The organism is Paracoccus sp. M683 (assembly GCF_007096355.1).
Taxonomy (GTDB): Bacteria; Pseudomonadota; Alphaproteobacteria; order Rhodobacterales; family Rhodobacteraceae; genus Paracoccus.
Window position 1 is genome coordinate 587,035 of the sequence record NZ_VKDF01000004.1, and the last position, 26,821, is coordinate 613,855.

General features: G+C 63.4%; 23 protein-coding genes. 17 read left to right on the plus strand and 6 right to left on the minus strand.

What is annotated here, in order from left to right; genetic code table 11:
* Nucleotide 1: 1 nt before the first annotated feature.
* Nucleotides 2–775, plus strand: coding sequence for an amino acid ABC transporter ATP-binding protein (locus FNJ84_RS09660; protein ID WP_143792885.1), 774 nt, complete (start codon nucleotides 2–4; stop codon nucleotides 773–775).
* Here FNJ84_RS09660 and FNJ84_RS09665 read toward each other — a convergent pair.
* From FNJ84_RS09665 to FNJ84_RS09675, 3 genes are all read right to left on the minus strand, one after another.
* Nucleotides 660–1,181, minus strand: a complete 522-nt coding sequence (locus FNJ84_RS09665; RefSeq protein ID WP_255471145.1) for a DUF2867 domain-containing protein — start codon at nucleotides 1,179–1,181, stop codon at nucleotides 660–662. The two genes, FNJ84_RS09660 and FNJ84_RS09665, sit on opposite strands and share 116 nt — an antisense overlap.
* A 390-nt stretch (nucleotides 1,182–1,571) precedes the next feature.
* Nucleotides 1,572–3,554, minus strand: coding sequence for a TonB-dependent receptor domain-containing protein (locus FNJ84_RS09670; RefSeq protein WP_143792886.1), 1,983 nt, complete (start codon nucleotides 3,552–3,554; stop codon nucleotides 1,572–1,574).
* 318 nt (nucleotides 3,555–3,872) lie between these two features.
* Nucleotides 3,873–4,184: a DUF2218 domain-containing protein gene (locus FNJ84_RS09675; RefSeq protein WP_143792887.1), complete on the minus strand. Its 312-nt coding sequence runs from the start codon at nucleotides 4,182–4,184 to the stop codon at nucleotides 3,873–3,875.
* Between the two features lie 102 nt (nucleotides 4,185–4,286).
* On the opposite strand from FNJ84_RS09675, the gene FNJ84_RS09680 reads away from it, so the two are divergent.
* The 4 genes from FNJ84_RS09680 to FNJ84_RS09695 are packed head-to-tail and all read left to right on the plus strand — an operon-like array spanning nucleotide 4,287 to nucleotide 7,866.
* Nucleotides 4,287–5,186 (plus strand): siderophore ABC transporter substrate-binding protein, encoded by a 900-nt coding sequence (locus FNJ84_RS09680; RefSeq protein WP_143792888.1) that lies wholly within the window; start codon nucleotides 4,287–4,289, stop codon nucleotides 5,184–5,186.
* 1 nt (nucleotide 5,187) lies between these two features.
* Nucleotides 5,188–6,171, plus strand: coding sequence for an ABC transporter permease (locus FNJ84_RS09685; protein WP_143792889.1), 984 nt, complete (start codon nucleotides 5,188–5,190; stop codon nucleotides 6,169–6,171).
* Complete coding sequence (locus tag FNJ84_RS09690; RefSeq protein ID WP_143792890.1) at nucleotides 6,164–7,108, plus strand: iron chelate uptake ABC transporter family permease subunit; 945 nt, start codon at nucleotides 6,164–6,166, stop codon at nucleotides 7,106–7,108. The genes FNJ84_RS09685 and FNJ84_RS09690 overlap by 8 nt, the downstream gene beginning before the upstream one ends.
* The gene (locus FNJ84_RS09695) at nucleotides 7,105–7,866 is read left to right on the plus strand and encodes an ABC transporter ATP-binding protein (RefSeq protein ID WP_143792891.1); all 762 of its coding nucleotides are present in this window, start codon (nucleotides 7,105–7,107) and stop codon (nucleotides 7,864–7,866) included. Before FNJ84_RS09690 ends, FNJ84_RS09695 begins: the two co-directional genes overlap by 4 nt.
* On the opposite strand, the gene FNJ84_RS09700 is transcribed toward FNJ84_RS09695, so the two are convergent.
* Entirely contained in the window at nucleotides 7,863–8,420 is a 558-nt protein-coding gene (locus FNJ84_RS09700) for a carboxymuconolactone decarboxylase family protein (RefSeq protein WP_143792892.1), read from the minus strand. The two genes, FNJ84_RS09695 and FNJ84_RS09700, sit on opposite strands and share 4 nt — an antisense overlap.
* Nucleotides 8,421–8,462: 42 nt before the next feature.
* Between FNJ84_RS09700 and FNJ84_RS09705 the strand changes: the two genes are divergently transcribed.
* The 5 genes from FNJ84_RS09705 to FNJ84_RS09725 all read left to right on the plus strand — a co-directional run bounded on the left by FNJ84_RS09705 (nucleotide 8,463) and on the right by FNJ84_RS09725 (nucleotide 15,749).
* A complete protein-coding gene (locus FNJ84_RS09705) occupies nucleotides 8,463–9,785 on the plus strand; it encodes an aspartate aminotransferase family protein (protein ID WP_143792893.1) in 1,323 nt (440 codons plus the stop codon).
* Nucleotides 9,786–9,973: 188 nt separating this feature from the next.
* Nucleotides 9,974–10,945, plus strand: a complete 972-nt coding sequence (locus FNJ84_RS09710) for a TAXI family TRAP transporter solute-binding subunit (RefSeq protein WP_143792894.1) — start codon at nucleotides 9,974–9,976, stop codon at nucleotides 10,943–10,945.
* Between the two features lie 72 nt (nucleotides 10,946–11,017).
* Nucleotides 11,018–13,855: a TRAP transporter permease gene (locus FNJ84_RS09715; RefSeq protein WP_221931950.1), complete on the plus strand. Its 2,838-nt coding sequence runs from the start codon at nucleotides 11,018–11,020 to the stop codon at nucleotides 13,853–13,855.
* On the plus strand, nucleotides 13,848–14,270 hold the full coding sequence (locus FNJ84_RS09720) for a universal stress protein (RefSeq protein ID WP_143792895.1): 423 nt from the start codon (nucleotides 13,848–13,850) through the stop codon (nucleotides 14,268–14,270). The genes FNJ84_RS09715 and FNJ84_RS09720 overlap by 8 nt, the downstream gene beginning before the upstream one ends.
* Nucleotides 14,271–14,336: 66 nt before the next feature.
* A complete protein-coding gene (locus FNJ84_RS09725) occupies nucleotides 14,337–15,749 on the plus strand; it encodes an amidase (RefSeq protein WP_143792896.1) in 1,413 nt (470 codons plus the stop codon).
* 207 nt (nucleotides 15,750–15,956) lie between these two features.
* Here FNJ84_RS09725 and FNJ84_RS09730 read toward each other — a convergent pair whose 3' ends face one another.
* Nucleotides 15,957–17,345, minus strand: a complete 1,389-nt coding sequence (locus FNJ84_RS09730) for a diguanylate cyclase domain-containing protein (protein ID WP_143792897.1) — start codon at nucleotides 17,343–17,345, stop codon at nucleotides 15,957–15,959.
* Between the two features lie 234 nt (nucleotides 17,346–17,579).
* On the opposite strand from FNJ84_RS09730, the gene FNJ84_RS09735 reads away from it, so the two are divergent.
* The 5 genes from FNJ84_RS09735 (at nucleotide 17,580) to dacB (ending at nucleotide 22,083) form a co-directional block, all read left to right on the plus strand.
* On the plus strand, nucleotides 17,580–17,867 hold the full coding sequence (locus tag FNJ84_RS09735) for a DUF3572 family protein (protein ID WP_143792898.1): 288 nt from the start codon (nucleotides 17,580–17,582) through the stop codon (nucleotides 17,865–17,867).
* A gap of 109 nt (nucleotides 17,868–17,976) precedes the next feature.
* The gene (locus FNJ84_RS09740; protein WP_143792899.1) at nucleotides 17,977–18,561 is read left to right on the plus strand and encodes a heme NO-binding domain-containing protein; all 585 of its coding nucleotides are present in this window, start codon (nucleotides 17,977–17,979) and stop codon (nucleotides 18,559–18,561) included.
* Between the two features lie 44 nt (nucleotides 18,562–18,605).
* Entirely contained in the window at nucleotides 18,606–19,661 is a 1,056-nt protein-coding gene (locus tag FNJ84_RS09745; protein WP_143793054.1) for a diguanylate cyclase, read from the plus strand.
* A gap of 205 nt (nucleotides 19,662–19,866) precedes the next feature.
* Nucleotides 19,867–20,478, plus strand: coding sequence for a nicotinate-nucleotide adenylyltransferase (locus FNJ84_RS09750; protein WP_143792900.1), 612 nt, complete (start codon nucleotides 19,867–19,869; stop codon nucleotides 20,476–20,478).
* Nucleotides 20,479–20,607: 129 nt separating this feature from the next.
* Nucleotides 20,608–22,083, plus strand: a complete 1,476-nt coding sequence (dacB, locus tag FNJ84_RS09755) for a D-alanyl-D-alanine carboxypeptidase/D-alanyl-D-alanine-endopeptidase (RefSeq protein WP_143792901.1) — start codon at nucleotides 20,608–20,610, stop codon at nucleotides 22,081–22,083.
* Here the strand turns inward: dacB and FNJ84_RS09760 are convergent.
* On the minus strand, nucleotides 22,043–22,465 hold the full coding sequence (locus FNJ84_RS09760) for a tellurite resistance TerB family protein (protein WP_143792902.1): 423 nt from the start codon (nucleotides 22,463–22,465) through the stop codon (nucleotides 22,043–22,045). The two genes, dacB and FNJ84_RS09760, sit on opposite strands and share 41 nt — an antisense overlap.
* Before the next feature lie 87 nt (nucleotides 22,466–22,552).
* Between FNJ84_RS09760 and FNJ84_RS09765 the strand changes: the two genes are divergently transcribed.
* Both FNJ84_RS09765 and FNJ84_RS09770 read left to right on the plus strand, forming a co-directional pair.
* Entirely contained in the window at nucleotides 22,553–24,145 is a 1,593-nt protein-coding gene (locus FNJ84_RS09765) for a lysine--tRNA ligase (protein WP_143792903.1), read from the plus strand.
* Nucleotides 24,146–24,281: 136 nt separating this feature from the next.
* Nucleotides 24,282–26,576, plus strand: coding sequence for a glycosyl hydrolase family 28-related protein (locus FNJ84_RS09770; protein ID WP_143792904.1), 2,295 nt, complete (start codon nucleotides 24,282–24,284; stop codon nucleotides 26,574–26,576).
* The last annotated feature ends 245 nt before the right edge of the window (nucleotides 26,577–26,821 follow it).

A 26,821-nucleotide genomic window follows, 5' to 3' on the forward strand; every position in this document is an offset into this window, starting at 1 on the left:
AATGGATCAGGCATCCGCCGTCGACATCCGCAAGGTCAACAAGTTCTACGGGCCGTTTCAGGCGCTGAAGAATATCGACCTGACCATTCCGCCGGGCAAGGTGACCTGCCTGATCGGGCCGTCCGGCTCGGGCAAGTCAACGCTGCTGCGCTGCATCAATTTCCTTGAGGAATATGACAGCGGAGAGATCCGCATCGACGGGCAGCTGATCGGCTATGACGCACCGGGCAAGAAAAGCTCGGGCCGGAAACTGCGCGAGATGCGGCGCGGGATCGGCATGGTCTTTCAGCAGTTCAACCTGTGGCCGCATATGACCGCGCAGGAAAACGTGGCCGAAGGGCTGATCCGCGTGCGCGGGTTGCCCAAGGCCGACGCCTCGGCGCGGGCGGCCGATGCGCTGCGCAAAGTGGGCTTGGGTGACAAGATGGCCAACCACCCCGCGCGCCTGTCGGGCGGCCAGCAACAGCGTGTCGCCATCGCCCGCGCCATCGCGATGGAGCCCCGGCTGATGCTGTTTGACGAACCCACCAGCGCGCTGGACCCGGAACTGGTGGGCGAGGTGCTGACCGTCATGAAAACACTGGCCGGCGAGGGCATGACCATGGTTGTCGTCACGCATGAGATGGGCTTTGCCGCCCATGTCGCCGATCAGGTAGCCTTCATGGAGGCAGGCGAACTGGTCGCCGTCGACGCACCAGACAGGATCCTGCACCAGCCGCAGGATTTGCGGATCCAGTCCTTCTTGCGCACCTATCACGAACGGAATGCGTTCTAGCCGCCTTGCCGGAAAAATCGGACATGTGCGGGTAAGCGCAAGCCTTCGGGCAGGCGCGACAGCGCGACGACCCGTCGCCGTTTGCAGCGCGGGCCTGCCGCCGGTGGCCCGCCGCCTTTTGCAGCCGTCGCCTGATCCGGCGCAGCATTCGGTTGACGATCAACCTGTGGGCGGGACCGACCGGCACCATATAGGCCCGGCCGAACGCATTATGCGTCACGACGGATGAGGTGATCGTCACGCTGTTGCCCAGGGTAGAAATGCAGGTCATGACATCAAGATGCCGATCCCGTTCGGTAAGAACCAGGATGTCAGGTGCCACATGCTCGACAAGGAAGAAATCCAGGTGCTCTCCGACCTGGATCGAGCTTCGTGGCACAGCAGAAAAGCCGCCGATCTTCTTCACGCCAAAACAGGCCTATATCGCGTCCCTGACCCGAAAGGCCGGCCGCAAGATCGGCTGCGGCCCGGCCATGGCAAGAGTCCAACCCTCTAGCGGCGAGATGGCGACGGGCAGAAGAACCGAGCGCTAGTCATAATAGTCAAGCTGGTCGCGCGGTCTAAGAAGATGGATATTCGCACTCATAAAAGTCCCTACCTTTCATGAGTGACAGTGATCCAGGCTGTCTGGGCTGTGAATTTCCGGCAAGCCGGTGTCGGGCAATGGCCGCCTTGCGCCGCGACATGCGGCCTGCTGTCGCAGACATGGCGGGGCCGGAAAAAACGAAGCCCGCCCCGTCTGGGACGGGGCGGGCCGAGAGGCCAGAGGGATCAGCACTGGCCAAAAGTCAGTTCATCAGAAGTCCAGGTTCAGCCCGACGGTCACGGTGCGGCCCGGCGCATAAACCGGATAGGTATCGCGGTCGAAGTTGCGGACATAGCTGGTGCGTTCATAATAGGTCTTGTCCAGCAAATTGTCGACGCCAAGACGCAGCACGACATTGTCATAGCTTTGCGGCCGCCATTCGGCATAGGCATTGACGACGCCATAGCCGGGATGTTCGCCCAGATTGGCGTCGGTGATATAGTCGCCTTCCAGCCGGGTGGCCATTTCCAGCGTGGCGCCGACGCGCAGGTCGTATTGCGGGATGTCCTGATCGAAATAGATCGAGGCGACCTCGCCGATCGGCATGACATCACCACCCGTCGGCAGGGCCAGTTCGCCATCGGCCGTGACCTTGGCCTTGGTGAAGCTGGCGCCGATGCGGCCGCTGCCCCAGCTGTAATTGCCCTGAATGGTAAAGCCACGGCTGCGGAACTCTTCCGCGTTGTCCAGCGCCGGGTAATAGGCATTGGCCAGATTGCTGAGCGTGGTGTCAAACAGTGTCAGGTTGCCGGTCCAGTTGTCCTGGGTGACGTTGACGCCCAGCTTGTAATTGCGCGCGGTCGCGGGTTTGAAATCCTCGGCCGTGGTCAGGCTGCTGTCGCGGGCATGCAGATAGCCGTATTCGCCCACGTCATAGCCCATCCAGGTATGCGAGGCACCTGCGAACAGTTCATAGCCCGGTGCGACCTCGTAGGAAATCGTCGCATTGGCGCTGGCACCGGAATCGGTTTTGCGTTCGCCGTTCCAGTCGGTGAAGCGGTGGTGATCCAGCCGCATGCCGGTGGACAGGTCGATGCCATTGGCAAATTCGAACCGGCCCTGAACAAAGGCGCCGACCTGCGTGGTCTCGATGGTGTGGACGGGGAAATCGGTGTCACCGTAATTGTCGATGCGGTAATCGCTGTTGGCAAAGTCGACGCCTGCGGTGATCGTGCCGGGGCCGGCCTGGAACCGGTTTTTCAGCACGCCACCGACGGTCTGCGCCTCCATTTCCATATCGCCGCCAAAGCCGCCGACGATGAAGTTGGGGCGCCAGTATTCGTTGCGGCTGACATAGAACAGCGCCTCGGGATCCCACAGCGCGGTGGGCGTGACCTCGGTATATTTCAGCGTCAGCGTGTCGCGCGTCACCTTCAGCGGAAAGACCTCTTTGGTCAGGCTCTGGTCCATGTTCATCCGCGTCACGCGGTCGGCATCGTCCTTGTTGTGTTCATAGGACACCTCGATGCGGTGGCCCTCGAATTCATAGCCGGCCTTGACCAGCGCGCCTTTGGTGGCCGGCTCGCTGCCCACGACCTCATAGCCCGAGCCGTTCTCGTAATTGTCGCCCGTGGCGCTGTGCAGCATGACGAACCAGTCAAAGCCTTCGTACACGCCATAGCCGGCAACGCTGGCCGACAGGCCGCGCCCGTTCGATCCATAGGACAGGCCAAGCCGGCCGCCCTGGGTTTTGCCATCGCGCAGCAGATCGCGCGCGCCCACGGTCTCATAGCGGACGGCACCTGCGCCTGCGGCAAAACCCGCATCGGCGGCGGCGGCACCGGCCTCGACCTCGACCCGCTTCAGGAAGGCGGGGTCAATGACGTTTGATCCGCTGTGATGCCAGTTATCCTTGAACTGCGGCACCCCGTCGATGGACACGGCAAGGCTGGACTGTTCCAGGCCAAACACGTGGATGCGCTTTGCCTGACCGCCGCCAGCCGACACGCTGATCGAGGAATCGCGGGCGAACAGTTCCGACACGTTGGCGGGTTGCAGCAGCTCGATATCCTCTTCCGAGACGACGACGCCCCCGGTCGCCTCGACGTTTTCCTGCCCATCGGCAACCAGCGTGATCGCCGGCAGAACGATGGTTCCCGGGTTCTGCGAGATCGTCGTATCCTGGGCGTGAAGCGCGGTGCTGAGGGCCAGAAGCGAGACACCGGCAAGGGTGGAAGAGGCGGAAATGCGCATTGTCTTACCTTCGAAGTGATCAGTATTCCGCTGCATTGCCGCAGCGTTTTCGATTCTCAAGTAATTTACTCAGGATTTTTTGAGGGCCGGATGAACTGTGACTGATATGCGCCAGATCGGCTGTCTCTGGTGGTCAAGACAATTCCATCCGTTGCAATAAAATTATTCAAAAACATGTAAATATAATGAATTTCTTGAATGATTCGAGGAATGTTTGATCAGCGGCGCCGGCACAGTGTTCGTGTTTTCGATGTATTGTTGAGTTATTTAGTTGACTATCAGGCCGCCCTGGCACAGTCATGCGCGCGACGTCATGCCTTACGCCTGCGCTGCGGTTGCGGGCGCCCAGATCATGCTGGTTTCGGCCTCGCGGAAGGCAAAGCGTTTCAGATGGTCCTCGATGACCTGCTGCAACCGGTTGACGGCTTGGTCGTCGGCGCCAGTGACCACGACGTCAAGCGAGGCGTCCGTGGCGGAAAGCCGCGCGGTGCCCATCGCAAAGGTGATGTGGCCCTGATCGCCCTCGACCTCGGCCGGGATCTTGTGGGCGAAATGCTTGCACAGCTGGACAAGGTATTTCTGTGCATTCGGGGTCTCGAAACGGCCGATACTTTCGAACTGGTCTTGCATCTGTCTTAATCCTGAGTTTTTTAGTCGTCAGAATCTGATTGGCACCGCGACCCGTCGCCTGTCAACAACCGACCGGGATTGTTCTGAAAGAGGAAGCACAGGATGAAGGCTATAATTTGCGCATTGGCCGTGATGTTGCCGGCTGCATTGCATGCCGAGACAGTGACGATCCAGACGGCGACCGGCGAGGTTGAGGCCGAGGCCCGGCCCGGCGCGACGGTGGCCCTGGATTTCGCGGCAATCGACACGCTGAGCGCGCTGGATGTGGCGCTGGCGGCACGCCCGGATTTCACGCCGCCGGCCTATCTGGCGGGCGCGCTGGACGGTCTGCCGACGGTGGGAACGCTGTTCGAGCCTGATTACGAAGCGCTTGCCGCCATGGCGCCGGATCTGATCATCGCCGGTGGGCGGTCGCAATCGCAGGTGCCGCAACTGTCGAAACTGGCGCCGACGCTGGACATGACGATCGACGGCGCGCAAATGATCCCCGATGCAAAGGCCCGGATCAGCGCCTATGGCGCGCTTTTCGACCGGGTCGAGCAGGCCGATGCCCTGAACGTCCAGCTTGACGACGCCATCGTCGCCGCCAGCGATGCGGCGCAGGGCAAGGGTGATGCGCTGATCCTGATGACCAATGGCGGCAAGATCGCGGCCTATGGCGCCAGTTCGCGTTTCGGCTGGCTGCATCAGGTGCTGGCCCTGCCAGAGGCCTATCCGGGGCTGGAGGTCGAAAGCCATGGCGAGGCCGTGTCCTTCGAGTTCGTGGCCGAGGCCAATCCCGACTGGATCCTTGTCATCGACCGGGGCGCTGCGGTCGGGCAGGGCGGCGAGGCCGGTGCGGCGACGCTGGACAATCCGCTGATCGCGGGGACCACGGCCGGCCAGAAGGGACAGATCGTCTATCTGGACCCTGCGGCGATGTATCTGGCGGGGGGCGGCTACCAGGCGCTGATGCTGACGCTGGATCAGCTGGATCAGGCCTTCTCGGGCGCAAAAAGCTGACATGTTTCGCATAGCCACGGCGGTCGGCCTGATCGGGCTGATCGTCGCCAGCCTTGCAATCGGCGCGGCCGATCTTGGAACGAACGACAATGGTGCGGCCTTTCTGCTGATTGTCAGCCGCATCCCGCGCACCGCCGCCGCCCTTCTGGCGGGGGCCGGGCTGGCGCTGGCGGGTGCGGTGGTTCAGCTTGCGGTGCAGAACCGGCTGGTCGAGCCAAGCCTGACAGGCACGCCGGAATCGGCGATGGCGGGGTTGCTGGCGGTGACGCTGCTGGCACCGGGCGCCGCGCTGATGACCAAGATGATCGCGGCAACGATCGCGGCACTGATCGGCACCGCGGGCTTCATGATCCTGGCCCGTCAGGTGCCCCGGCGCGACCCGATGCTGCTGCCGCTGGTCGGGTTGATCTATGCCGGCATTCTGGGTGCGGGCGTGACCTGGTTCGCCTGGAACACGGATCTGATGCAATATCTGGGCACGTGGCAGGCGGGCGAGTTCTCGGGCGTGCTGCGCGGCAGGTATGAATTGCTGTGGCTGATTGCGGTGATGGTGGGGCTGCTGTTTCTGGGCGCGGACCGGATCACATTGCTGGGGCTGGGCGAGGACCGCGCCCGCAGTCTTGGGCTGAACCTGCGGCAGACGCTGCTGCTGGGGCTGGGAATTGTCGCCGCGACGGTCGCGGTGGTGGTGGTGACGGTCGGGATGCTGCCCTTTGTCGGGCTGGTGGTGCCCAATATCGTCTCGCGCTGGCGGGGCGACAATCTGCGCGCCAATCTGCCGGTGATCGCGCTGTCAGGGGCGATGGCGGTTCTGGCGTCGGACCTGATCGGCCGGGTGATCCGTTGGCCCTATGAGATCCCGGCCGGCACCATCTTTGCGGTGATCGGCGCGGGAATTTTCCTGTGGCTGCTTTACGCCAGACCACGGCTGGAAAAGCCTGCGAAAGCTGCCGCAGTCACGAATACGGCAGGTAGCCATGGCTAATCGCAGAGCGATCTGGTTGCTGCTGGCCCTGCTGCTGGCCTCTGCCCTGTATCTGGCCTGGGGGCTGCGCCAGCCCTATGGCTTCATCCTGTCGCTGCGCGGCACGCGGCTGGCGGCGCTGGCGCTGGTCGGGGCCTCGGTCGGGGCGGCGACGGTGGTGTTCCAGACCATCGTGGGCAACCGGCTGCTGACGCCCGGCATCGTCGGCGTCGACGCGATGTTCGTGCTGATCCAGACGACGCTGATCCTGACGCTTGGCGGCATCGGCTATACCGCCCTGCCGGCCCTGCCGAAATTCCTGATCGAGGCCGGATGCCTGGCGGGCGCGGCGATGATCCTGTTCGGCGCAGTGCTGCGGGCCGGTGCGGCGGACATGACGCGGCTGGTGCTGACGGGGGTGATTCTGGGCATCCTGCTGCGCGGGCTGACCGGGTTCATGCAGCGAATCCTGGATCCGTCGGAATTTGCCATCGCCCAGGCCAGCAGCGTGGCCAGTTTCAACGCGATTGATCCGGTGCAACTGGCCATTGCCGCGCCGCTTTTCGCGGTGGCGCTGGTGTTCTGCCTGCGGTTGGCGCCGGTTCTGGACGTGGCGGCACTGGGCCGCACCCATGCGCGCGCGCTTGGCGTCGACCATGATCGCCTGGTACTGCTGGCGCTGGCGCTGGTCGCCTCGCTGGTCGCCATTTCGACCGCGCTGGCCGGGCCGATCACCTTTCTGGGCCTGCTGGCGGCCAGTCTTGGCGGTGCCATGCTGCCCAACTGGCGCCACGCGCTGCTGATCCCGGTGGCGGCGCTGACAGGCGCGCTGATCCTTGTCGCGGGCCAGTTCGTGTTCGAGCGACTGTTGGGCCTGCAATCGACCCTGGCCGTCATTGTTGAATTTCTGGGCGGCCTTGTCTTTCTTGCTCTGGTTCTGAAAAGGCGGCCGATATGATCCGCATCACCGATCTGCATCTGCATCGCGACGGCCAGCCGATCCTGCACGGAATCGACGCGAATATCCCGGCCACAGGGCTGACCGCTGTGATCGGGCCGAACGGGGCGGGAAAATCCAGCCTGCTGCATTGCCTTGCCGGGTTGACGGCGCCCGATCAGGGCGCGGTGCAGGTGGGCAATGCCGACATCGCCAAGGCCAGGCCCGCCGACCGGGCCCGCATGGTGGCGCTGCTGACCCAAAGCACGCCGGCCCTGCCGCGGCTGACCGTGGCCGAGCTGGTGGCCTTTGGCCGCTGGCCGCATCACCGGGGGCGTCCAACCCGTGCCGATCGCGAGATCGTGGCGCAGTCGATGGATGCCTTTGACCTGGCCGGGCTGGCGGGGCGGCGGGTGGATACGCTGTCGGGCGGCCAGCGTCAGCGCGCCTTTGTCGCCATGGCCCATGCCCAATCGACCCCCTGGATGCTGCTGGACGAGCCGCTTGCCGCGCTGGACCCGAAATATGCCCGCGACATCATGGACCGCCTGCACGGCCTGTCGCGTCCCGGCCCGGACGCCCGTGGCATCATCGTCGTGCTGCACGATCTGGCCATGGCCGCGCGCTATGCCGATTGGGTCATCAGCCTGAAGGACGGGCGCCTGGTCGGCAACGCGCCGCGCAGCGATGTGATGACCAGCGAAGGGCTGAGCGCGCTGTTCGAATCCGACATCATCGTCGAGGATCTGCGCGGTCGCCCTGTCGTGGTGCTGGCCTAGCTGCACCCGTGCTTTAATGGCTGCGCGGCAAGGCCTGCCGCGATATCGGCATCCAACGGGGTCTCGGTGCTGTTCACGATGAAGCCCAGCACCGAATAGAAACCCACCGTTGCCATCAGATCGAACATCCCGCCGGCCCCAACCGCAGCCAGCAGTTCCGCCCGCGTCGAGGGCAGCAGCCGCGCCTGATCCATCAACTCGTCCACGGCGCGTGCAAGGATGCGGTCGTCGTCCTCGATGCCCTCCAGCGGGCCGGCAAGCGAGGCGATCCGCGCGTCATCCATCCCGACCGCCCGGCCGCGCGCGACGTGATGGCCCCATTCATAGGGCGCGCGCAGATTATGGCCGGTGCGCAGGATGACCACCTCGCTTTGCTGATCGCTGAGCGCGCGGTCAAGCACCACATGCTGCCGCAGCGGCGCCCAGGCCCGCAGCAGGGCAGGGTGATGGGCCATCACGCGATAGACGTTCAGCCGGGTGGCAAAGCCGCCCGCCAGATCGGCCAGGTCTTCGGGCCAGTCCGCGTCGGTCAGGGGTTGGAATTTTTCAGCCATCGTCGCATCCTTTCGGCCCGAACCTATCAGTCAGAGCCAGCCATGTCCCATGTCTTTCCCCGCCACAGCAAGGCCCATCTGCCCACCGCCATCGGCGGCGAGGGCGTCTGGCTGTTCGACAGCAATGGCAAGCGCTATCTTGACGGCTCGGGCGGGGCTGCGGTGTCCTGCCTTGGCCATGGCGATCCGCAGATCACCCAGGCGATCAAGGATCAGCTGGACAAGCTGGCCTTTGCCCATACCGGTTTTCTGACCAGCGAACCGGCCGAGGCGCTGGCCGATCTGCTGATCGCCCATGCGCCGGGCGATCTGGACCGGGTCTATTTCGTCAGTGGCGGGTCCGAGGCGACCGAGGCCGCGATCAAGCTGGCGCGGCAATATTGGGTCGAAAAGGGCCAGCCACAGCGCGCCCGCCTGATCGCGCGGCGGCAAAGCTATCATGGCAATACCATCGGCGCGCTGTCGGCGGGCGGCAATGAATGGCGCCGCCAGCAATTCGGCCCGCTGCTGCTGGATGTCAGCCATATCGCGCCCTGCTATGACTATCGCGACCGGCGCGATGGCGAAAGCCCCGAGGAATACGGGCTGCGCGCCGCCAATGCCCTGCGCGACGAGATCGAGCGGGTCGGCCCCGAAACCGTCATGGCCTTCATGGCCGAGCCGGTGGTGGGTGCGACCGCCGGCGCGCTGCCCCCTGCGCCGGGATATTTTCGCCGGATCCGCGAGATTTGCGATGAATACGGCATTCTGCTGATCCTGGACGAAGTGATGTGCGGCATGGGGCGCACAGGCACGCTGTTTGCCTGCGAGCAGGACGGCGTCGACCCGGATATTTTGTGCATCGCCAAGGGATTGGGGGCCGGATATCAACCAATAGGTGCGATGCTTTGCAGCAAGGCGATCTATGACACCATCGCGGCGGGCAGCGGGTTTTTCCAGCATGGACACACCTATATCGGGCATCCTGTGGCCACGGCGGCGGGGCTGGCGGTTGTCAGTGCCATTCTGGATCGCGGGTTGCTGCCGCAGGTGCAGGCAAAGGGAGAGGCTTTGCAGGCCGCCTTGCAGGCCCGGTTCGGGCAGCATCCCCATGTGGGCGATATCCGTGGGCGCGGCCTGTTCCGGGGGATCGAGCTGGTCGCGGATCGGGACAGCAAGGCACCCTTCGATCCGTCGCGCGGCGTGGCGGGCAAGATCAAGGCGGCGGCCTTTGCCGAGGGCCTGATCTGCTATCCGATGGCGGGAACCATCGACGGCAGGCAGGGTGATCACATTCTGCTGGCGCCGCCCTTCATCATTTCGGATGCCGAAATGGGCATGCTGGTCGATCGGCTGGAACGCGCGATTGGCGCGGTTCTGGGCTGATCGTCCCGCGCCACTTTTCAGCGCCGCGAATCGGCAAACAGATTAGATACGCGATGCAGTGTGTTGAATTGGCGCGTAGATTGCTGATAGGCATTGTTACTGATTGCCAAACTCGGCGACTGCGTTACCGTGGGTGGCAACCCGCATGTGAACCAGCGGGATATAAACGACAGAAGTGGGAGAAGCTTATGACGATCTTTAAACCAGTTCTTCTGACTGCGGCCTTTGCGCTTGGTGCGACGGCGGCCTCGGCCCAGGAAGAACGCTTCATGACCATCGGCACCGGCGGTCAGACGGGCGTGTATTACGTTGTCGGTCAGTCGATCTGCCGCCTCGTGAACCGTGACACCGCGACGACCGGCATCAAATGCACGGCGCCATCGACCGGCGGTTCGGTCGCCAATGTCAACGCCATCAAGGCGGGTGACATGACCATGGGCGTCGCTCAGTCCGACATCCAGTATCACGCCTATAACGGCAGCTCGCCCGAATTCGAGGGCGACAAGAAATTCGAGAACCTGCGCGCGGTCTTCTCGGTCCATCCCGAGCCGTTCACCGTGGTGGCGCGCAAGGATGCGAACATCGCGACCTTCGACGATCTGAAGGGCAAGCGCGTGAATGTCGGTAACCCCGGTTCGGGCCAGCTGGCCACGATGGAGGTCGTTCTGGGCGCGAAGGGCTGGACCATGGGTGATTTCGCCCTGGCCTCGCAGTTGAAGCCGGCCGAGCAGGCCGCCGCCCTGGGCGACAACACTGTTGACGCGATCATTTATACCGTCGGTCATCCCAACGGCTCGATCCAGGAAGCCACCTCGACGGTCGAGGCCAATCTGGTGCCGGTCGAAGGCCCCGAGATTGATGCGCTGGTCGAGGAAAACCCCTATTACGCCAAGGCCGTCATTCCTAGTGGGATGTATGCCGGAAGTGATGCCGATACCAATACCTTCGGCGTCAAGGCGACCTTCGTGACCTCGGCCGATGTGCCCGAGGACATGGTCTATGAGGTCGTCAAGGCGGTGTTCGACAATTTTGACCGCTTCAAGGGCCTGCACCCCGCATTCGCCAATCTGACCCCCGAGTCGATGGTGGGCGAGGGCAACAGCGCGCCGCTGCATCCGGGCGCCGAGAAATACTATCGCGAACAGGGCTGGATCCAGTAATTCGGCATCTTCGCGGGCGGTCCCTAAGGGGGCCGCCCTTTCATTTCCCGGTTCCAACAGCGGGGGGGACAGATGAGCGATCAGAACAATAACAGCCCAAAGCGCGACAATGACCAGTTCGAGGCCACCGCAGTCGAGATGGAGGCATCCGGCGCGGGCGGGCTTTCCCAATCCGAACTGGACGATCTTGTCGCATCCTCTGACACCGGTGCACGAACGCCTGCGGGCTGGGTCGGCAAGCTGATCCTGATCACCGCGCTGTGCTGGTCGCTGTTTCAGCTGTGGATCGCCTCGCCCCTGCCATTCATGTTCGGTTTCGGCGTTCTGGACAGCACCGAGACACGCTCGATCCACCTGGCGTTCGCCCTGTTCCTGGCCTTCATGGCCTATCCGGCGGAACGCTCGCCCTTCCAACTGGGCCTGGGCATCGCGGTTCCGGTGCTGCTGGCCGTTCTGTTCATGTATGGGATGAAGCCGGGAATACCCAGCTGGTGGATCCCGATCATCGCGCTGGCGCTGATCGCCGCGATCCTGCTGGGCAGCCCGAAAAGCTGGGTGCCGCCCTGGGAATGGGCGCTGGCAATCATCGCATCGCTGTCCTCGTTGTATATCTTCCTGTTCTACAGCTCGATCAGCACGCGTATCGGTGCGCCGATCCTTCAGGATTTCGTTGTCGCCGTCATCGGGCTGATGCTGCTGCTTGAGGCGACGCGCCGCAGCCTTGGTCCGGCGCTGATGATCGTGGCCACGATCTTTCTGGCCTACACCTTCCTTGGCCCGATGATGCCCGGCATCATCTCGCACAAGGGCAATACCCTGTCCGAGGTGGTGAACCATCAGTGGATCACGACCGAGGGTGTCTTTGGCATCGCGCTTGGCGTGTCGACCAGTTTCGTCTTTCTGTTCGTGCTGTTCGGCGCGCTGTTGGACAAGGCCGGCGCCGGCAACTACTTCATTCAGGTGGCGTTCAGCCTGATGGGCCATATGCGCGGCGGGCCGGCCAAGGCGGCCGTTGTCAGCAGCGCCATGACCGGGCTGATCTCGGGCTCTTCGATCGCCAATGTGGTGACCACCGGCACCTTCACCATCCCGCTGATGAAGCGGGTGGGCTTCAGTTCCGAAAAGGCCGGCGCGGTCGAGGTCGCGTCATCGGTCAACGGCCAGATCATGCCGCCGGTCATGGGGGCCGCGGCCTTTCTGATGGTCGAATATGTGGGCATCCCCTATTTCGATGTGGTCAAGCACGCCTTCCTGCCGGCGACGATCAGCTATATCGCGCTGGTCTATATCGTCCATCTTGAGGCGATGAAGGCCAATATGCAGGGCCTGCCCCGCGCCTATGAACCGCCGCCGCTGCTGCGCCGGCTGATGATGACCGCCTTTATCATCGCGGGCATCTGCGGGCTGTCGCTGCTGACCTATTACCTGATGGGCTGGATCCGGCCGGCCTTTGGCAGCGCCGCGATCTGGGTTGTCTTTGCGCTGCTGACGGTGGTTTATGTCGGGCTGCTTTGGATCGCCTCGCGCGAGGAGCCGCTGGCACTGGACGATCCCAACGCGCCGGTGACGGCATTGCCGCTGCCGGGGCCGACGGTGCGCTCGGGGCTGCATTTCATCCTGCCGGTCGTGGTGCTGGTCTGGGCGCTGATGGTCGACCGCCTGTCGCCGGGTCTGTCGGCCTTCTGGGCAACGGCCTTCATGATCTTCATCCTGCTGACCCAACGGCCGATCATGCTGATGCTGCGCGGCGCGGCAGGCAGCGGCAGTGCCAGCACAAGCGAGGCCTTCCGCGACGGTGTGGGCGATCTGATCGACGGCCTGATCTCGGGTGCGCGCAATATGATCGGCATCGGCATCGCCACGGCGACGGCCGGCATCATCGTCGGCGCCGTCAGCCAGACCGGGGTTGGCTCGGCCCTGGCCGATGTGGTCGAGGTTCTGTCGGGCGGCAATCTGCTGGCCATCCTGTTCCTGACCGCGATCCTGTCGCTGATCCTGGGCATGGGGCTGCCGACCACGGCGAACTATATCGTCGTCTCGGCGCTGCTGGCCCCGGTGATCGTCACGCTTGGCCAGCAGAACGGGCTGTTCGTGCCGCTGATCGCGGTGCATCTGTTCGTGTTCTATTTCGGGATCATGGCCGATGTGACGCCGCCGGTCGGGCTGGCCTCGTTCGCGGCTGCGGCTGTGTCCGGGGGCGATCCGATCCGCACCGGGATCGTGGCCTTCTTCTACAGCCTGCGGACGGCGGCGCTGCCTTTCCTGTTCATCTTCAACACGGATCTGCTGCTGATCAATGTCGACTGGATACATGGCATCTTTGTCTTTATCACAGCGACCCTTGCGATGCTGCTGTTCGCCGCAGCCACGCAGGGCTGGTTCCTGACCCGCAGCAGGATATGGGAATCGGCGCTGCTGCTGCTGATCGCCTTTTCGATCTTCCGACCGGGTTTCTGGATGGACATGATCTATCCGCCCTATGAAGAACTGGCGCCAACACAGCTGGAACAGGCCATGGCCGAGGCACCCGTGGGTGGCGAGCTGCAATTGCGCTTGGCCGGCCTGAACGCCGTCGGCGATCCGGTCGAGTTCGGCGCGCTGCTTGTCGTCCCCGAAGGCGTCGATGGGGTCGAGCGGCTGACCAATACCGGCATCACGGCGCTGCGGACCGAGGGCGACAAGGTCTATATCGACGATGTGGCCTTTGACAGCGCAGCCCAAAAGGCCGGGCTGGATTGGGACCAGGAGATTCTGAATGTCCGCTCGCCCGTCTCGGCGCCGTCGAAATACTGGCTGTATATTCCCGTCGCGCTGCTGCTGGCATTGGTGGTCTGGTCACAGCGCCGGCGCATCGGGCCGGGCGGTGCTGCGCCAAGCGGCCGCGAACAGAAAGGGCTGAGCCATGCATGAGAACGTCCTGCTGCCCATCGACCTGAACCAGAAGGCCAGCTGGCAAAAGGCCCTGCCTGCCGCAATCCGGCAGGCGGGTGAGGGCGGAACCATCCATCTGCTTGGCATCGTGCAGGATTTCGGCAGCTCGATGGTCGCGACCTTCCTGCCCAAGGGCTATGAAAAGAAGGTGCTGGAAAAGATGAAGGCCAGCCTGAACGAATTTGCCCATGAGCAGCTGAAAGGCGTCAAGGTACAGACCCATGTGGGTCATGGCCATGTGGCCGAGACGATTCTGAAAAGCGCCAAGAAACTGGGCGTTGACCTGATCGTCATGGGCAGCCACAAGCCGGACGAGCTGCGCTCGATGCTGATCAGCAGCCATGCCAATGCGGTGGTGCGCCACTCGCCGGTGTCGGTCATGGTGGTACGTTGAGAACGTGCAGGGGGCAGGGGCGGTATAGCCCTTGCACCGGTTCCGGCGCCGGTTAGTCTGGCAAACATGACCGACCTGACCCAGCTGACCGCAACCCGCCTGTCCACGCTGATCGAGGCGCGGGATATTTCGCCCGTCGAGGTGATGACCGCCTGTCTCGACCGGATCGAGGCGGCGAACCCCGCGCTGAACGCGATCGTCAGCCTGCGCCCGCGCGAGGAACTGTTGGCCGAGGCACGCGCCGCAGAAAGCGCCCCGCGCCGGGGCTGGCTGCACGGCATCCCCATCGCGGTCAAGGATCTGGCGCAGGTCGCCGGTCTGCGCACGACCTGGGGTTCGCCCCTGTTCGCGGATTTCGTGGCCGAGCAGGACGATCTGGTGCCCGCGCGGATGCGGGCGGCCGGGGCGATCTTTGTCGGCAAGACCAACACGCCGGAATGGGGGCTTGGCTCACATAGTTTCAATCCGGTCTTCGGGGTCACCGGTAATCCCTATGATCCCGCGCTGTCGGCAGGCGGGTCCTCGGGCGGGGCTGCGGCGGCGCTTGCGGCGCGGATGCAATGGGTCTGCGACGGCTCGGATATGATGGGCAGCCTGCGCAACCCGGCGGCATTCTGCAATGTCTATGGCTTTCGTCCAAGCTGGGGTCTGGTTCCGGGAGAGGCCCTGGGCGACGGTTTCATGGCGACGATGGCGACATCAGGCCCCATGGCGCGCAATGTCGAGGATCTGGCCCGCCTGTTGCAGACCATCGCCGGCCCGAACCCGGACATGCCGTTCGACCGCCCGAACCAGCCCTTTGCCGACATGCTGGACCGCCCGGTGAAGGGGTTGCGGATCGGTTGGCTGGGTGATTGGGGCGGCGCCTATCCCTGCGAGCCGGGTATTCAGCAGATCTGCCGCGCCGCGCTGGACCAAATGCAGGATCTGGGCGCAGAGATTGTCGATCTGCCCGCGCCCTTTCCAGCCGACCGGCTTTGGGACGCCTGGGTCACGATCCGTTCCGTGCTGAATGCCGGCGCCAAGCGGCGGCTTTATGACGACCCGACCCGACGGGCGCAACTTAGCCCCGAGGCGATCTGGGAAATCGAAACCGGCCGCCAGGTGACCACCGACCGGCTTTATGCCGCCAGCGAACAGCGCTCGGCCTGGTATCGGCGGCTTGCAGGGCTGTTCGGACAGGTAGACCTGATCGCGCTTCCCTCGGCGCAGGTCTGGCCCTTTGACAAGACCTTGCGCCGGCCCGTTACCGCCGGGGGCAGGGCGCTGGACACCTATCATCGTTGGATGGAAGTCGTGGTGCCGGTCAGCCTTGCCGGCCTGCCCTGCCTTTCGGTTCCGGTTGGCTTTGGCGCGGCCGGGCTGCCCATGGGAATGCAGCTGGCCGGGCCTGTCGGCGCGGATGCACTGGTTCTGGCCATGGGGCAGGCCTGGGACCGGGCGACGGGCTGGCCGCAGAACATGCCGCCCGCGATCTGACGGATCAGTGCCTGTCGCATGATGCCGGTCAGGTTCCGGCAAGGGCCGAGACAGGCTGCCTTTGGCGGACTGGTTCCGATGCCAAGATGAACCTGACAATCCGCCAGCAAACAAAGCCGTTTCCAGAACCGTCCTTACCGCCCTTACCGGGCTTTCCGCCGGCGGACCGGGGCGTGTGGCCATCGGCCTTTCATGCCTGCTGCGGGTCTAGGCCGCCTGCACCGCCGGGGCCCGCATCACCCTGTTCCGGCCCAGTGATTTCGCAGCCAGCATGGCGTGGTCGGCGCGATCCAGCGCATCCTCGGCCAGGCGCGCCGGGTCGATTCGCTGACCGGTCACCCCGCCCGAGGCAATGCCGATGGACAGCGTGACAGCCAATTCTCCGCCCCCGACCCGCATTGGCAGGGCGATCGGCCGGCTCATGACCTCTTGCCGGACGATTTCGGCAAGCTGCGCCGCCTGATCCGCGTCGGTCATTGGCAGCACCGCGACAAATTCCTCGCCGCCGACGCGGGCGGTCATGCCACGATCTGCGACGGCCCTTCCGATCCGCGTTGCGACCTCGACAAGGACGGCGTCGCCCGCAGCATGGCCAAAATGGTCGTTGATCAGCTTGAACCGGTCCAGATCCATCGCCAGAACCGAAAACGCTCGCCCCTGATCCTGCGCGTCCTGCGCGATGGCGGTCAGCCGCGGCAGGGCATAGCGCCGGTTGTAAAGGCCGGTCAGCGGATCGGTCATCGCCCACAGACGGTGCCGCTCGGCCTCGGCGCGGCGGCGGTCGGCCAGTCGTTTGCGCCGGATCTGCGCCTTGATCAACATTGCCGTCGCCTCGACCATGGTTTCAGATTGCAGGGATACCGGAATGGTTTCGCCCGCCCCCAGATCCAGGGCGATGGTGACAAGATCCGAGCGCCCCTCGGGCACCGCGATGATGAAGGATGAATCACGGGACGCATTGCGCGAGCGGAGTTCGGCCAGCAGGCGCAACCCCTCACCCGGATGTTCGAGATCGGTGGCGATGACGTAAAGCTCTGCCGCGTTTTCGCGTGCGACGGCTGCCAGCGCCTGTTCGGCGTCGTTCACCGTAAAACGGCAGGGAAGATGTTGCGACAGAAGGTGCTTCCAGCCAAGCGCCCGGCCCGGCGTATCGGCAACCAGCGTGACATCGCCGCGAATCGGGCCGTCAAAGGTGGCCGGCGCCTCGGCCATGCCAACCACCGAGGCCAGCATGTCATTCTGCCGCAACAGGCCGCGAATCCGGGCCAGCAACAGATGTTCGTCGACCCTGGGTTCCAGCACTGCGGCGGCCCCTGCGCCAAGCGCGTCGATCAGGCGGTTCGATTCGCATTGCAGCAACAGCGGGATCTGCGCTGTTGCAGGATTTTGGGCCAGCATTCGGCACAGCGCCACGGGATCCTCGCCGCAAAGCGAAGAACCAAGGATGACAAGATCGGGCTGCTGCTGTGCGGCTAGAACCAGGACCTGCTGGGGCGAAGTCGCCGTCAGCACGTCGTAGCAAGCGGCGGAAAGTCTGACCTTCAACGTGATTCTGTTGGTGGCCAACCCGTCTGCGATAAGGATGCGTCCGGTCATTTTGGGGGTCGTTTCCTGCTTGCTCTGCTTTCGTCAGACAATCGCAAAGAATGTTTAACAAAGGGTTTCCACGGGCTCACGGAAAGCGGATTCATCTTCAAACCGGCGTGAATTTCTGACTGGAAGGCATGAATGCGTCTGGAAAAAAACGTCAAAAATTACTGATATGATTGCAATTTTGCGCCATGCGCGAAATCATCAGGTAACCGTGGCCGTAGGGATCGGGACAGAGATATGCTGACGGAATCCAGGGCGCAGGCGATTGCCGCCGATGCGCTGAGTTTCATCGCCGCGGATGGCGAAATGACGGCGGCCATGCTGGCGGTCTCGGGGTTGCAGGTCGGTGATCTGCGCAAGGCTGCCGAGGGACCGGATTTCGGCATATTCCTGCTGGATTTCATCCTTCAGGACGATCAGCGTGTTCTTGCTTTCGCGGCCAGTCAGGGGGTTCGGCCAGAATCTGTGCTGCATGCGCGCGATCTGCTGACCCATGGTGGACGGCCTGGTGCGTATGAGGATTAAGGTCAATCGCCCGTCGGGTCGTGACGAGGCCTGACGATTTTGGCAGGTCTCGCCCTTCTTTTCGATTTGTTAATATTTCTGGGATAAGGTCAGTTCCGGTGAGGGAAAGATGCACGGTCTGATCAATCGTTCGATCGAAGGTTTCTTGCGCGACACCTATGGTGATGCGTTCTGGGCAGACATTGCCGATGCTTCCGGCATCGACGCCCGTGGTTTTCAAACTGTGCGGCACTATCCCGACACGGTCAGCTATGCGCTGATCAATCATGCGGCCTTGCGTCTGGACAAGCCGGAATCGGAACTGCTTGAAGATCTGGGTGCCTGGTTGGCACGGTTCGAACCGGTCCGTCGGCTGCTGCGCTTTTCTGGAAGCGATTTCATAGATTTCCTGCATACATTGGACGAACTGCAAGGACGCGCACATATGGTGATCCCTGATCTGGGCATGCCGAAGATCAGGGTCGATTCCCCGGCCGATGATGAGGTTAGCGTGGTCATGCCCGATTGCTTCCGCGAATGGCGCAGCGTCATCGCCGGCGTCATCCGCAGCATGGCCGATGACTATGGCGCACTTGGGCTTATCGCGGTCGATGGCAATGCGGTGGTGGTCAAGATCTCGCACGAGGCGTTCAGCGAGGGGCGGGGATTCGAACTGGGTGGCGGATTGGAGCGAGTCGGCGGAGGGGTGCAGTGAACAGGTCCGGCACGCGCCTGAACCGACTGTCCGATTCCGTTGAGATGGCGCAGATCGACAGTGTTTCGGTGACGCCCGCGATGTTGAACGCGTTGTTGCCGATGCATCTGATCGTGGCACCCGATGGTGGAATTGACTCGGCCGGGCCGACATTGCGCAAGATATTGCGGACCGGGGCGGTGCGAATGTCCGATGCCTTTGTCCTTACCCGCCCCGTCGCGCAGGAGGATGAGCACCAGACCTTGTTGCAGGCGGCACAATCCGCCGAGCGGGTATTCCTGCGAATGATCGAGCCGCCCCATCTGACCCTGCGCGGTCACGCTGTCGCCCTGGGTTCGGGCCGGCTGCTGCTGAACCTTGGTTTCGGCATCGGGCTGGCCGATGCCGTTCGCGAGTTGGAGTTGAAGGACAGCGATTTTGCCCCCGCCGAACTGGCGATCGAGTTGCTGTTCCTGCACGAGGCGAACCGGGCTGTCATGGGCGAATTGTCCCGCTTCAACCTGCGCCTGGAAGAGGCGCGCGAAGTTGCCGAAACCCAGGCGTTTTCCGATCCGCTGACCGGTCTTTACAATCGGCGCGGGCTGGAATTGGCGCTGGCGATGGCGCTGCGAGCAGCCAATTCAGGCAATCCGCCGGTGGGTGGGGCTGCCGGGGCGGGGGCTGCCGGCTTTGCCTTGGCCCATTTGGATCTTGATCGTTTCAAAGAGGTGAATGATCAGCATGGTCACGCCGCTGGCGATCAGGTTTTGTGCCGTGTCGCGCGGGTTCTCAGCAGTGAAACCCGCAACAATGACACGGTCGCACGGGTCGGGGGGGATGAATTCGTGCTGATCCTGCCGGGTATGACCAGCGCCCCCGCGCTGGAGCGGTTGTCGGAACGGATCATTGCCGAAATCGAACGGCCCATCATCGTGGATAATGCCGAATGCGGCATTTCGGCCAGTATCGGCATCACCATGTCATCCTTGTACGAGACCCCTCAGGCCGAACAGATGCTGGCCGATGCGGATGCGGCGCTGTACCGTTCGAAAAATGGCGGGCGTGCGCGGGCGAGCTTGCATCAGAGTGACGCTGGCAGCGGAAGCGCGCGGGATACTTAGGCTGCCGTTCCAGCGCGGTCGCCGCCATGTCGCGGGCAAGGGCGGGGTTCCGGGGCTGGTCGAAGGTTGCGCTGCCCGCGCAGGATCAGCCGTGGGTGTCATCGGCGGTCTGTCCGGATTTCAGTTGATTGGCGGTACGGTTTGGGGCCGCGGGCCGGCAGATGCCCCGCTTGGAACATCCGGCTATAGCGGCTAAAGGGCGGTCATGAGACATCATTTCCCCAGGGCCGAGCCCGGTATGCGGATCGGGTTGCTGGGCGGGTCCTTTGATCCGCCGCATGAGGGGCATGTCAACATCACAGAAGAGGCTTTGCGCCGGTTCGAGCTTGACCGCGTCTGGTGGCTGGTCAGCCCTGGCAACCCGCTGAAGGCGCACGGGCCGGCACCTTTGGCCGACCGCATCGCCGCCGGCAGCACCTTGATGCAGGATCCGCGCGTTGTGGTAACGGGTATCGAAGCGGTGCTTGAGACGCGGATGACCGCCGATACCATTGCCGCCTTGCAGCGGCAGTATCCGCTGGTGCGCTTTGTCTGGCTGATGGGCGCCGACAATATGGCGCAGTTCAATCAGTGGGATCGTTGGCGCGAGATTGCGATGCGCGTGCCGATCGGCGTCTTGGCCCGGCCTGGCGCGCGGCTTGCGGCAAGAAACTCGGTCGCGGCGCGTATCCTGTGGTCCAGCCGGTTGCCAGAATATCGGGCACGTGAACTGGCGCTGGCGCAGCCGCCGGCCTGGGTGATGATCAATGTGCCCATGTCGAACCTGTCATCGACGGCGCTGCGGGCCAAGGCCGCCCGCCAGGCCGTCCGAGGCTGACGCCTTGGGGGAATGAGAGAAGGCTGATCATATCTGCGACAGCGCGCGGTCCATCCGGCGATTGCGGCTTTTCGCCTTCTGGCCAAGGGCTATAACGCCAGCAATACAAGACGACGGAGGCATGCCGTGATGCAGGCTTTGAACAGGCGGAAGTTTCTGGCGGCGTCAGCCGGCCTGCTTGGATTGCGTGGCGCAGGTGCGCTGGCACAGGATCTGGCCGGGCAAGGCCTGCCCGCGCGGCCGCCCCGGCGCCCGGTCCCCTCGACCGAGGCGATGATTGCCGGTTCGGATCTGCGGGGCGTGGTTGGATATGCGGCGGCGGACATGGCCACGGGCCGGCTGGTCGAGACAGGCAATGCCGATCTGCCGCTGCCGCCGGCCAGCACGTTGAAGGCGGTAACGGCGCTTTATGCGCTGGACCGCCTGGGGGGCGATTTCCGTTTTCGAACGCGGGTGATCCGGTCGGGCGATCTGCTGATCCTTGCCGGCGGGGGGGATCCGGTGCTGACGACCGATGATCTGGCGCGCCTGGCCGAGGCAACGGCAGCCAGCGGCCAGAAAAGCCCGGCGCGCTTTGCCGTCTGGGGTGGGGCCTTGCCCCGCATCGACGAGTTAGAGCCGGGGCAGGCCGTGCATCTGTCCTATAATCCGGCGATTTCGGGGATGATCCTGAATTTCAACAGGGTCCATCTGGGCTGGCGGCAAAAGGCGGGCGAGTATCAGCTGTCGCTGGAGGCACGGGCGGATGCGCATTCCCCGCGCGCCTATACCATTACGGCCCGTGCGGGCGCGCAGTCGCAGCTTTTCACCTATTCCACCGATGAGCGGAAAGAAAACTGGGTGATCTCGCGCGCGGCCATGGGGCGGCAGGGCAGCCGCTGGTTGCCGGTGCGCCGACCCGAATTGTACGCCGGCGATGTTTTCCAGACGCTGTGCCGGGCCAAGGGTCTGGTTCTGCCCACGCCCGAGGTGATCGACACCCTGCCCGAAGGCGCCGAGATTGCCGCGATCGACAGCCCGCCGCTGCGCCAGATACTGTTGGGGATGATGCGCTATTCCACCAATCTGACGGCCGAGGTTGCCGGGCTGCGGGCCAGCGGGGCGGCGACGGTGGCGGGTTCGGCAGTGGCGATGCAGGAGTGGTGGCAGGCTGCCGGGATCGAGGGCGAAGTCCGTTTTGCCGATCACTCGGGCCTGTCGGCCGAAAGCCGCGTGACCGCGCGCGGGCTGGCGATGTTGATGGCCGGTTATGGCGGGCGCAGCGGGCTGCGCGAGCTGATGAAGGACGCCCCACTGGTCAATGATCTGGGGCGCCAGCCGGGCCAGCGGGCGCGGGTCGAGGCCAAGACCGGGACGCTGAACTTTGTCTCGAATCTGGCGGGCTATGCGGCGGGGCCGGAGGGCAAGGATATTGCCTTTGCGATCCTCTGCGCCGATCTGCCACGTCGCGCGCAGACCGAGGGGCAGGAACTGCCCGCCGGCGTCTCGACCTGGACCAGGCGCGCAAAATCGTTGCAAAGACAGCTTATCGAAGGTTGGGTTGCCCCTGGCCGCGCACCCGCGGCTATAGCTGGCGGTGTCGAACCTGCGCTGACAGTTCAATAGCCGCCGCATGCAGGCGCGAGATGTTCAACTCGTGCCGGATTTCGGCCAGCATGGCGATCTCGCCTTCATACAGCCGGCCATCGGCGGCGCCGACATCGCAGGCCATGGCATAGGCGGTTTCATACAGCCGTTCGGGCAGCGCCTCGCGCACCAGACCAAACAGTGCGTCCAGCCCGTCCTCTTCCTCGAACAGGCTGATCACGGTCTGGCTGACCGGGCGAATGCGGTCGGTATCGTATTCGGCGAAGATCGGCATGTGATCGACCATCCGTTGAATGGCGACCAGTTCGGATGTGCGCATGGTTTCATCCGAGGCAGAGGTGGCGACCATAACGGCAACCAGCGCATCGCAGGGCGAGAAAGAGGGCAGGTCGGTCGTCATGGAAATCTCCGTTCTTTGAGGGCAAATTATTGACGATCCGCCGGGGTTTCAATAAGCCCGCCGCACCTGATCTGACGGAGATTTCCCATGACCACCCTGCGCGATGCCGCAATGACCTCCAAGGCCTGGCCCTTTGAAGAGGCGCGCCGGGTGTTGAAACGCTATGAAAAGGCGCCGCCGGAAAAGGGGTATGTGCTGTTCGAGACAGGCTATGGCCCCTCGGGCCTGCCCCATATCGGCACCTTTGGCGAGGTGGCGCGGACGACGATGATCCGCCGCGCCTTTGAGGTGATCAGCGACATTCCGACCCGGCTGATCTGCTTCTCGGACGATCTGGACGGGATGCGCAAGGTGCCGGAAAACGTGCCGAACACGGATATGCTGAAGCAGCATTTGCAAGAGCCGCTGACCACGGTGCCCGATCCGTTCGGTGAATTCCCCAGCTTTGGCGACCATAACAACGCCATGCTGCGCCGGTTCCTGGATACCTTTGGCTTCCAGTATGAATTCGTCAGCGCGACCGAGTTCTATCGCAGCGGCCAGTTCGACGACACGCTGCTGCTGGCCGCCGAACGCTATGACGCGATCATGGAGGTGATGCTGGCATCCCTGCGCGAGGAACGTCAGCAGACCTATAGCTGCTTCCTGCCGATCAGCCCCAAGACGGGCCGGGTCCTTTATGTGCCGATCAAGCATGTGGACGCCAAGAACGGCACCATCACCTATGACGACGAGGAGGGCGTGGAAACCACGCTGCCCGTCACCGGCGGCAATGTGAAGCTGCAATGGAAGCCCGATTTCGGTGCGCGTTGGGCCGCGCTGGATGTCGATTTCGAGATGTATGGCAAGGATCACAGCACCAATACGCCGATCTATGACGGCATTTGCGAGATCCTGGGCGGGCGCAAGCCTGAACATTTCACCTATGAGCTGTTCCTGGATCAGCACGGGCAAAAGATCAGCAAATCAAAGGGTAACGGGCTTTCCATCGACGAATGGCTGACCTATGCTGCGACCGAAAGCCTGTCCTACTTCATGTATCAGAAGCCCAAGACGGCCAAGCGGATGTATTTCGATGTCATCCCCAAGGCGGTGGATGAATATCACCAGCAGCTGCGCGCCTATCCCGACCAGACGCCCGATCAGCAGGCCGCGAACCCGGTCTGGCACATTCATGGCGGCGACGTGCCGGCCTCGGATATGGTGGTGCCGTTCCAGATGCTGCTGAACCTCGCCTCGGTGGCCGGGGCCAAGGACAAGGATGGGCTGTGGGGCTTTATCCGCCGCTATGCCCCCGAGGCCAGCCCCGAGACGCATCCCGGTCTGGATCAGGCGGCGGGCTTTGCCGTGCGCTATTTCAACGATTTCGTCGCACCCGAGCGGGTGTTCCGCGCGCCGACCGAGATCGAGCGTCGCGCCATCGAGGATCTGGCCGGCCGGCTGGCCGCATGGGCTCAGCCCGCGGACCCCGAGGCGCTGCAATCCATGGTCTTTGCCGTCGGCAAGGATCACGGGTTCGAGCCGTTGCGGGATTGGTTCGGCGCGCTTTATCAGGTGCTGCTGGGTGCCGATCAGGGGCCGCGTTTCGGTGGTTTCATCGCGCTTTATGGCATTGACGAAACCCGCACCCTGATCGAGCGGGCGCTGGCGGGCGAGCTGATCGCCAAGACCGAAGCCTGATCCTGCCGCCATCACCTGTTGCGCGTCGCCATGTTGCGGCGCGCGCAGGGGTTACCGGGCGTTAACACTTTCTCAACTATTTCTTTACCCGGTCATGCGGCCTGCCACCGGCGGGCATGAATTCGGGAGATGGTTGATGAATATTGCGATCACGGACGGGCTGCAACTGATGCCTCCGGCTTTTCGGGCGGGGCTTTCAGTCTGGTCCAGCGGGGACGGCACGCCGGGCAGCGCGACATGGGCGAGTGCGTCGAACGCGGCGATCGTGCCGGCCGATCAGGATTTCGGCACCTGCCTGGAAATCATCAAGACCAGTACCACCACACGCATCCGCTTCAAGGGCGAGACGCCGATGATCCCCGGCGTCTATCTGCGCATCTCGGCCCGGCTGAAGGCGATGGCTGGTGCGCGGCCCAGTGTGCGCATTGCCGGTTGGGCAGGCGACGGGCAGCGCAATCATGTGGACGGCCTGCCGGAAACCGGGCAGGCAGTGGCGCTGCCCGGCTATGGCCAGATCATCGAGGTCAGCGCCATCGTCGGCGTGGGTGCCCGCAACGGCGTCGATCTTAGTTGGGGGGCACAGCCGGTCTATGGCCATTTCGGGCTGGATCTGACCGGCTCGAACGGCGGCGCGGTGCGCATCGAATCCATCCGCATCGAGGATGTCACCTCGGCCTTCCTGCCCGAGCTGATCGACTGGGTCGATGTGCGTGATTTCGGTGCCGTCGGCAATGGCGTTGCCGATGATCGGGCGGCGTTTCTGGCCGCCGATAGTGCCAGCCAGGGGCGCGAAATCCTGGTGCCGGAAGGCGTGTTCCGCATCGGAAGCACGCTGTCGATCAACGCGCCGATCCGCTTTGTCGGTCGCTTGACCGCGCCAACCGATGCCCGCATTTCCTTTCTGCAAAGCTTTGATTTTCCGACCTATGCCGATGCTTTCGCGGATGAGACATTGGGGCTGAAGAAGGCCATCCAGGCCCTGCTTGGTTTTACGGACCATGTCTCGCTGGACCTGCGCGGTCGACGGGTCGACCTGACCGAACCGGTCGTCGTCAGCGAAGTCGCGCCGGGGGTGCAGAACTTTTTCAACCGCCGCAACATCATCAATGGCGAGATCCGTCTGGTCGAGGGCCCTGCCTGGAATACCCGCATCGTGACCAGCCAGGCTACCTATGACACCGCGGATTCCCAGACGCTGAGCAATGTCATCAACGTCGCCGCCATCGAGGTCGGCAGCCGCATCGAGGGCAATGGCGTCGGCCGCGAGGTCTATGTCAGCGGGCGCGATGTGGCGCAGCGGACGCTGACCCTGTCTGCGCCGCTTCATGGCGGGTCTGGAACGCGCAGCTATACCTTCCACCGCTATCGCTATGCGCTGGATTTCTCGGATGTGAATCAGATTCAGCGGTTCGGTTTTTCCGGCATCGTCTTCAACTGCGACAGCATCGGCAGCGCGGTCATGTTGCCGGGCACAGGGGGGCTGTTCTCGTTCCGCGACTGCATGTTCGAGGCGCCCAAGGATCGCGGGATCACCTCGATCGGGCGCGGATGTCAGGGGCTGCTGGTCGATCAGTGTGATTTCAGGTCCAGCGAAACCGCGCTGCTGGCCCATGAGCGCAAGTCGATCGCGATCAATGTGAACGCCAACGATGCCAAGATCCGCCACAACCGCTTTGTCCGGTTCGCGCATTTCATGGTGACCTATGGCGGCGGCCATATCATCACCGGCAATCACTGGTTCCAGGGCGATGCTTCCGAGGACGGGCTGCGCACGGCCGGGCTGGTGCTGACCCAGGTGAACCCGATGATCACCATCAGCGGCAACTATGTCGACAATGCCTCGATCGAGTGGACCAACGAACATTCGGTCGACCCGGCCTTTGTCGGTGGTGGCCACAGCTTTGGCGGGCTGACCATTTCGAACAACACCTTCCTGTGCGACAAGACCGTCGCCTGGTTTTCCTGGCTGGTGATCAAGCCTTTCGGATCGGGTCAGTTCGTTCACGGGATGAACGTGTCGGGCAATGTGTTCAAATCGCTTTATACAAAGGTCGACCGGATCGAGCGGGTCGACACCACCCACGCGGATCTGGACTATACCCGGATGCGGAATATCCGCTTTTCCGGTAACAGCCTGATCGGGGTAAAGACCTATGTTGAAAACCCGGTGACCGTCACCCACACCCAGAACACGGCCAGCCGCAGCTGGACCTTGCCGGCCATCGAGGGGCTGCCCTTCCTGGGCTGGGCAAAGGTGGTGCAATCGGTGGTCCTGACCGCGGCGCTGACCCAGGATAGCGGGGCGCAGGTCTATGAGATGCCCTGGCTTCAGACCTCGCTTGGCGCAACCAAGCGGCAGGTCCGGCTGAACTGGGGAACCGCCGTCAAGGGGCGGGTGTCGCTGCAATTGCGTATGGATAACCCCGACTGACAGGTTCCGGTCAGTCCCTGCTGCCGGTCCGCCGGCCCGCGCCGCCGCAGTCTGACTGCGGCGGCGTTTCGGTATCTGGACCAAAGTACTGCTCTCATTCTTGTGAATGATTTACAATTATCTTCTAATCTTGGTGAATAAATTTACAAAACTTTCCTTATAAAAAAATGATTTACGCGAATGGGTGGTTTGTGATTAACATTCTTCGAAACCCGTGATCCGGGTTCGTCCGCCGGGCCAGCCGG

Coding starts and splice junctions, on each gene's coding strand:
- FNJ84_RS09695 (WP_143792891.1), top strand. CDS start 7,105: ATGATCCGCATCACCGATCTGCATCTGCATCGCGACGGCCAGCCGATC.
- FNJ84_RS09700 (WP_143792892.1), bottom strand. CDS start 8,420: ATGGCTGAAAAATTCCAACCCCTGACCGACGCGGACTGGCCCGAAGAC.
- FNJ84_RS09760 (WP_143792902.1), bottom strand. CDS start 22,465: ATGACGACCGACCTGCCCTCTTTCTCGCCCTGCGATGCGCTGGTTGCC.
- FNJ84_RS09765 (WP_143792903.1), top strand. CDS start 22,553: ATGACCACCCTGCGCGATGCCGCAATGACCTCCAAGGCCTGGCCCTTT.
- dacB (WP_143792901.1), top strand. CDS start 20,608: ATGCAGGCTTTGAACAGGCGGAAGTTTCTGGCGGCGTCAGCCGGCCTG.
- FNJ84_RS09740 (WP_143792899.1), top strand. CDS start 17,977: ATGCACGGTCTGATCAATCGTTCGATCGAAGGTTTCTTGCGCGACACC.
- FNJ84_RS09715 (WP_221931950.1), top strand. CDS start 11,018: ATGAGCGATCAGAACAATAACAGCCCAAAGCGCGACAATGACCAGTTC.
- FNJ84_RS09750 (WP_143792900.1), top strand. CDS start 19,867: ATGAGACATCATTTCCCCAGGGCCGAGCCCGGTATGCGGATCGGGTTG.
- FNJ84_RS09690 (WP_143792890.1), top strand. CDS start 6,164: ATGGCTAATCGCAGAGCGATCTGGTTGCTGCTGGCCCTGCTGCTGGCC.
- FNJ84_RS09705 (WP_143792893.1), top strand. CDS start 8,463: ATGTCCCATGTCTTTCCCCGCCACAGCAAGGCCCATCTGCCCACCGCC.
- FNJ84_RS09670 (WP_143792886.1), bottom strand. CDS start 3,554: ATGCGCATTTCCGCCTCTTCCACCCTTGCCGGTGTCTCGCTTCTGGCC.
- FNJ84_RS09675 (WP_143792887.1), bottom strand. CDS start 4,184: ATGCAAGACCAGTTCGAAAGTATCGGCCGTTTCGAGACCCCGAATGCA.
- FNJ84_RS09735 (WP_143792898.1), top strand. CDS start 17,580: ATGCTGACGGAATCCAGGGCGCAGGCGATTGCCGCCGATGCGCTGAGT.
- FNJ84_RS09725 (WP_143792896.1), top strand. CDS start 14,337: ATGACCGACCTGACCCAGCTGACCGCAACCCGCCTGTCCACGCTGATC.
- FNJ84_RS09730 (WP_143792897.1), bottom strand. CDS start 17,345: ATGACCGGACGCATCCTTATCGCAGACGGGTTGGCCACCAACAGAATC.
- FNJ84_RS09710 (WP_143792894.1), top strand. CDS start 9,974: ATGACGATCTTTAAACCAGTTCTTCTGACTGCGGCCTTTGCGCTTGGT.
- FNJ84_RS09720 (WP_143792895.1), top strand. CDS start 13,848: ATGCATGAGAACGTCCTGCTGCCCATCGACCTGAACCAGAAGGCCAGC.
- FNJ84_RS09745 (WP_143793054.1), top strand. CDS start 18,606: ATGGCGCAGATCGACAGTGTTTCGGTGACGCCCGCGATGTTGAACGCG.
- FNJ84_RS09680 (WP_143792888.1), top strand. CDS start 4,287: ATGAAGGCTATAATTTGCGCATTGGCCGTGATGTTGCCGGCTGCATTG.
- FNJ84_RS09685 (WP_143792889.1), top strand. CDS start 5,188: ATGTTTCGCATAGCCACGGCGGTCGGCCTGATCGGGCTGATCGTCGCC.
- FNJ84_RS09660 (WP_143792885.1), top strand. CDS start 2: ATGGATCAGGCATCCGCCGTCGACATCCGCAAGGTCAACAAGTTCTAC.
- FNJ84_RS09770 (WP_143792904.1), top strand. CDS start 24,282: ATGAATATTGCGATCACGGACGGGCTGCAACTGATGCCTCCGGCTTTT.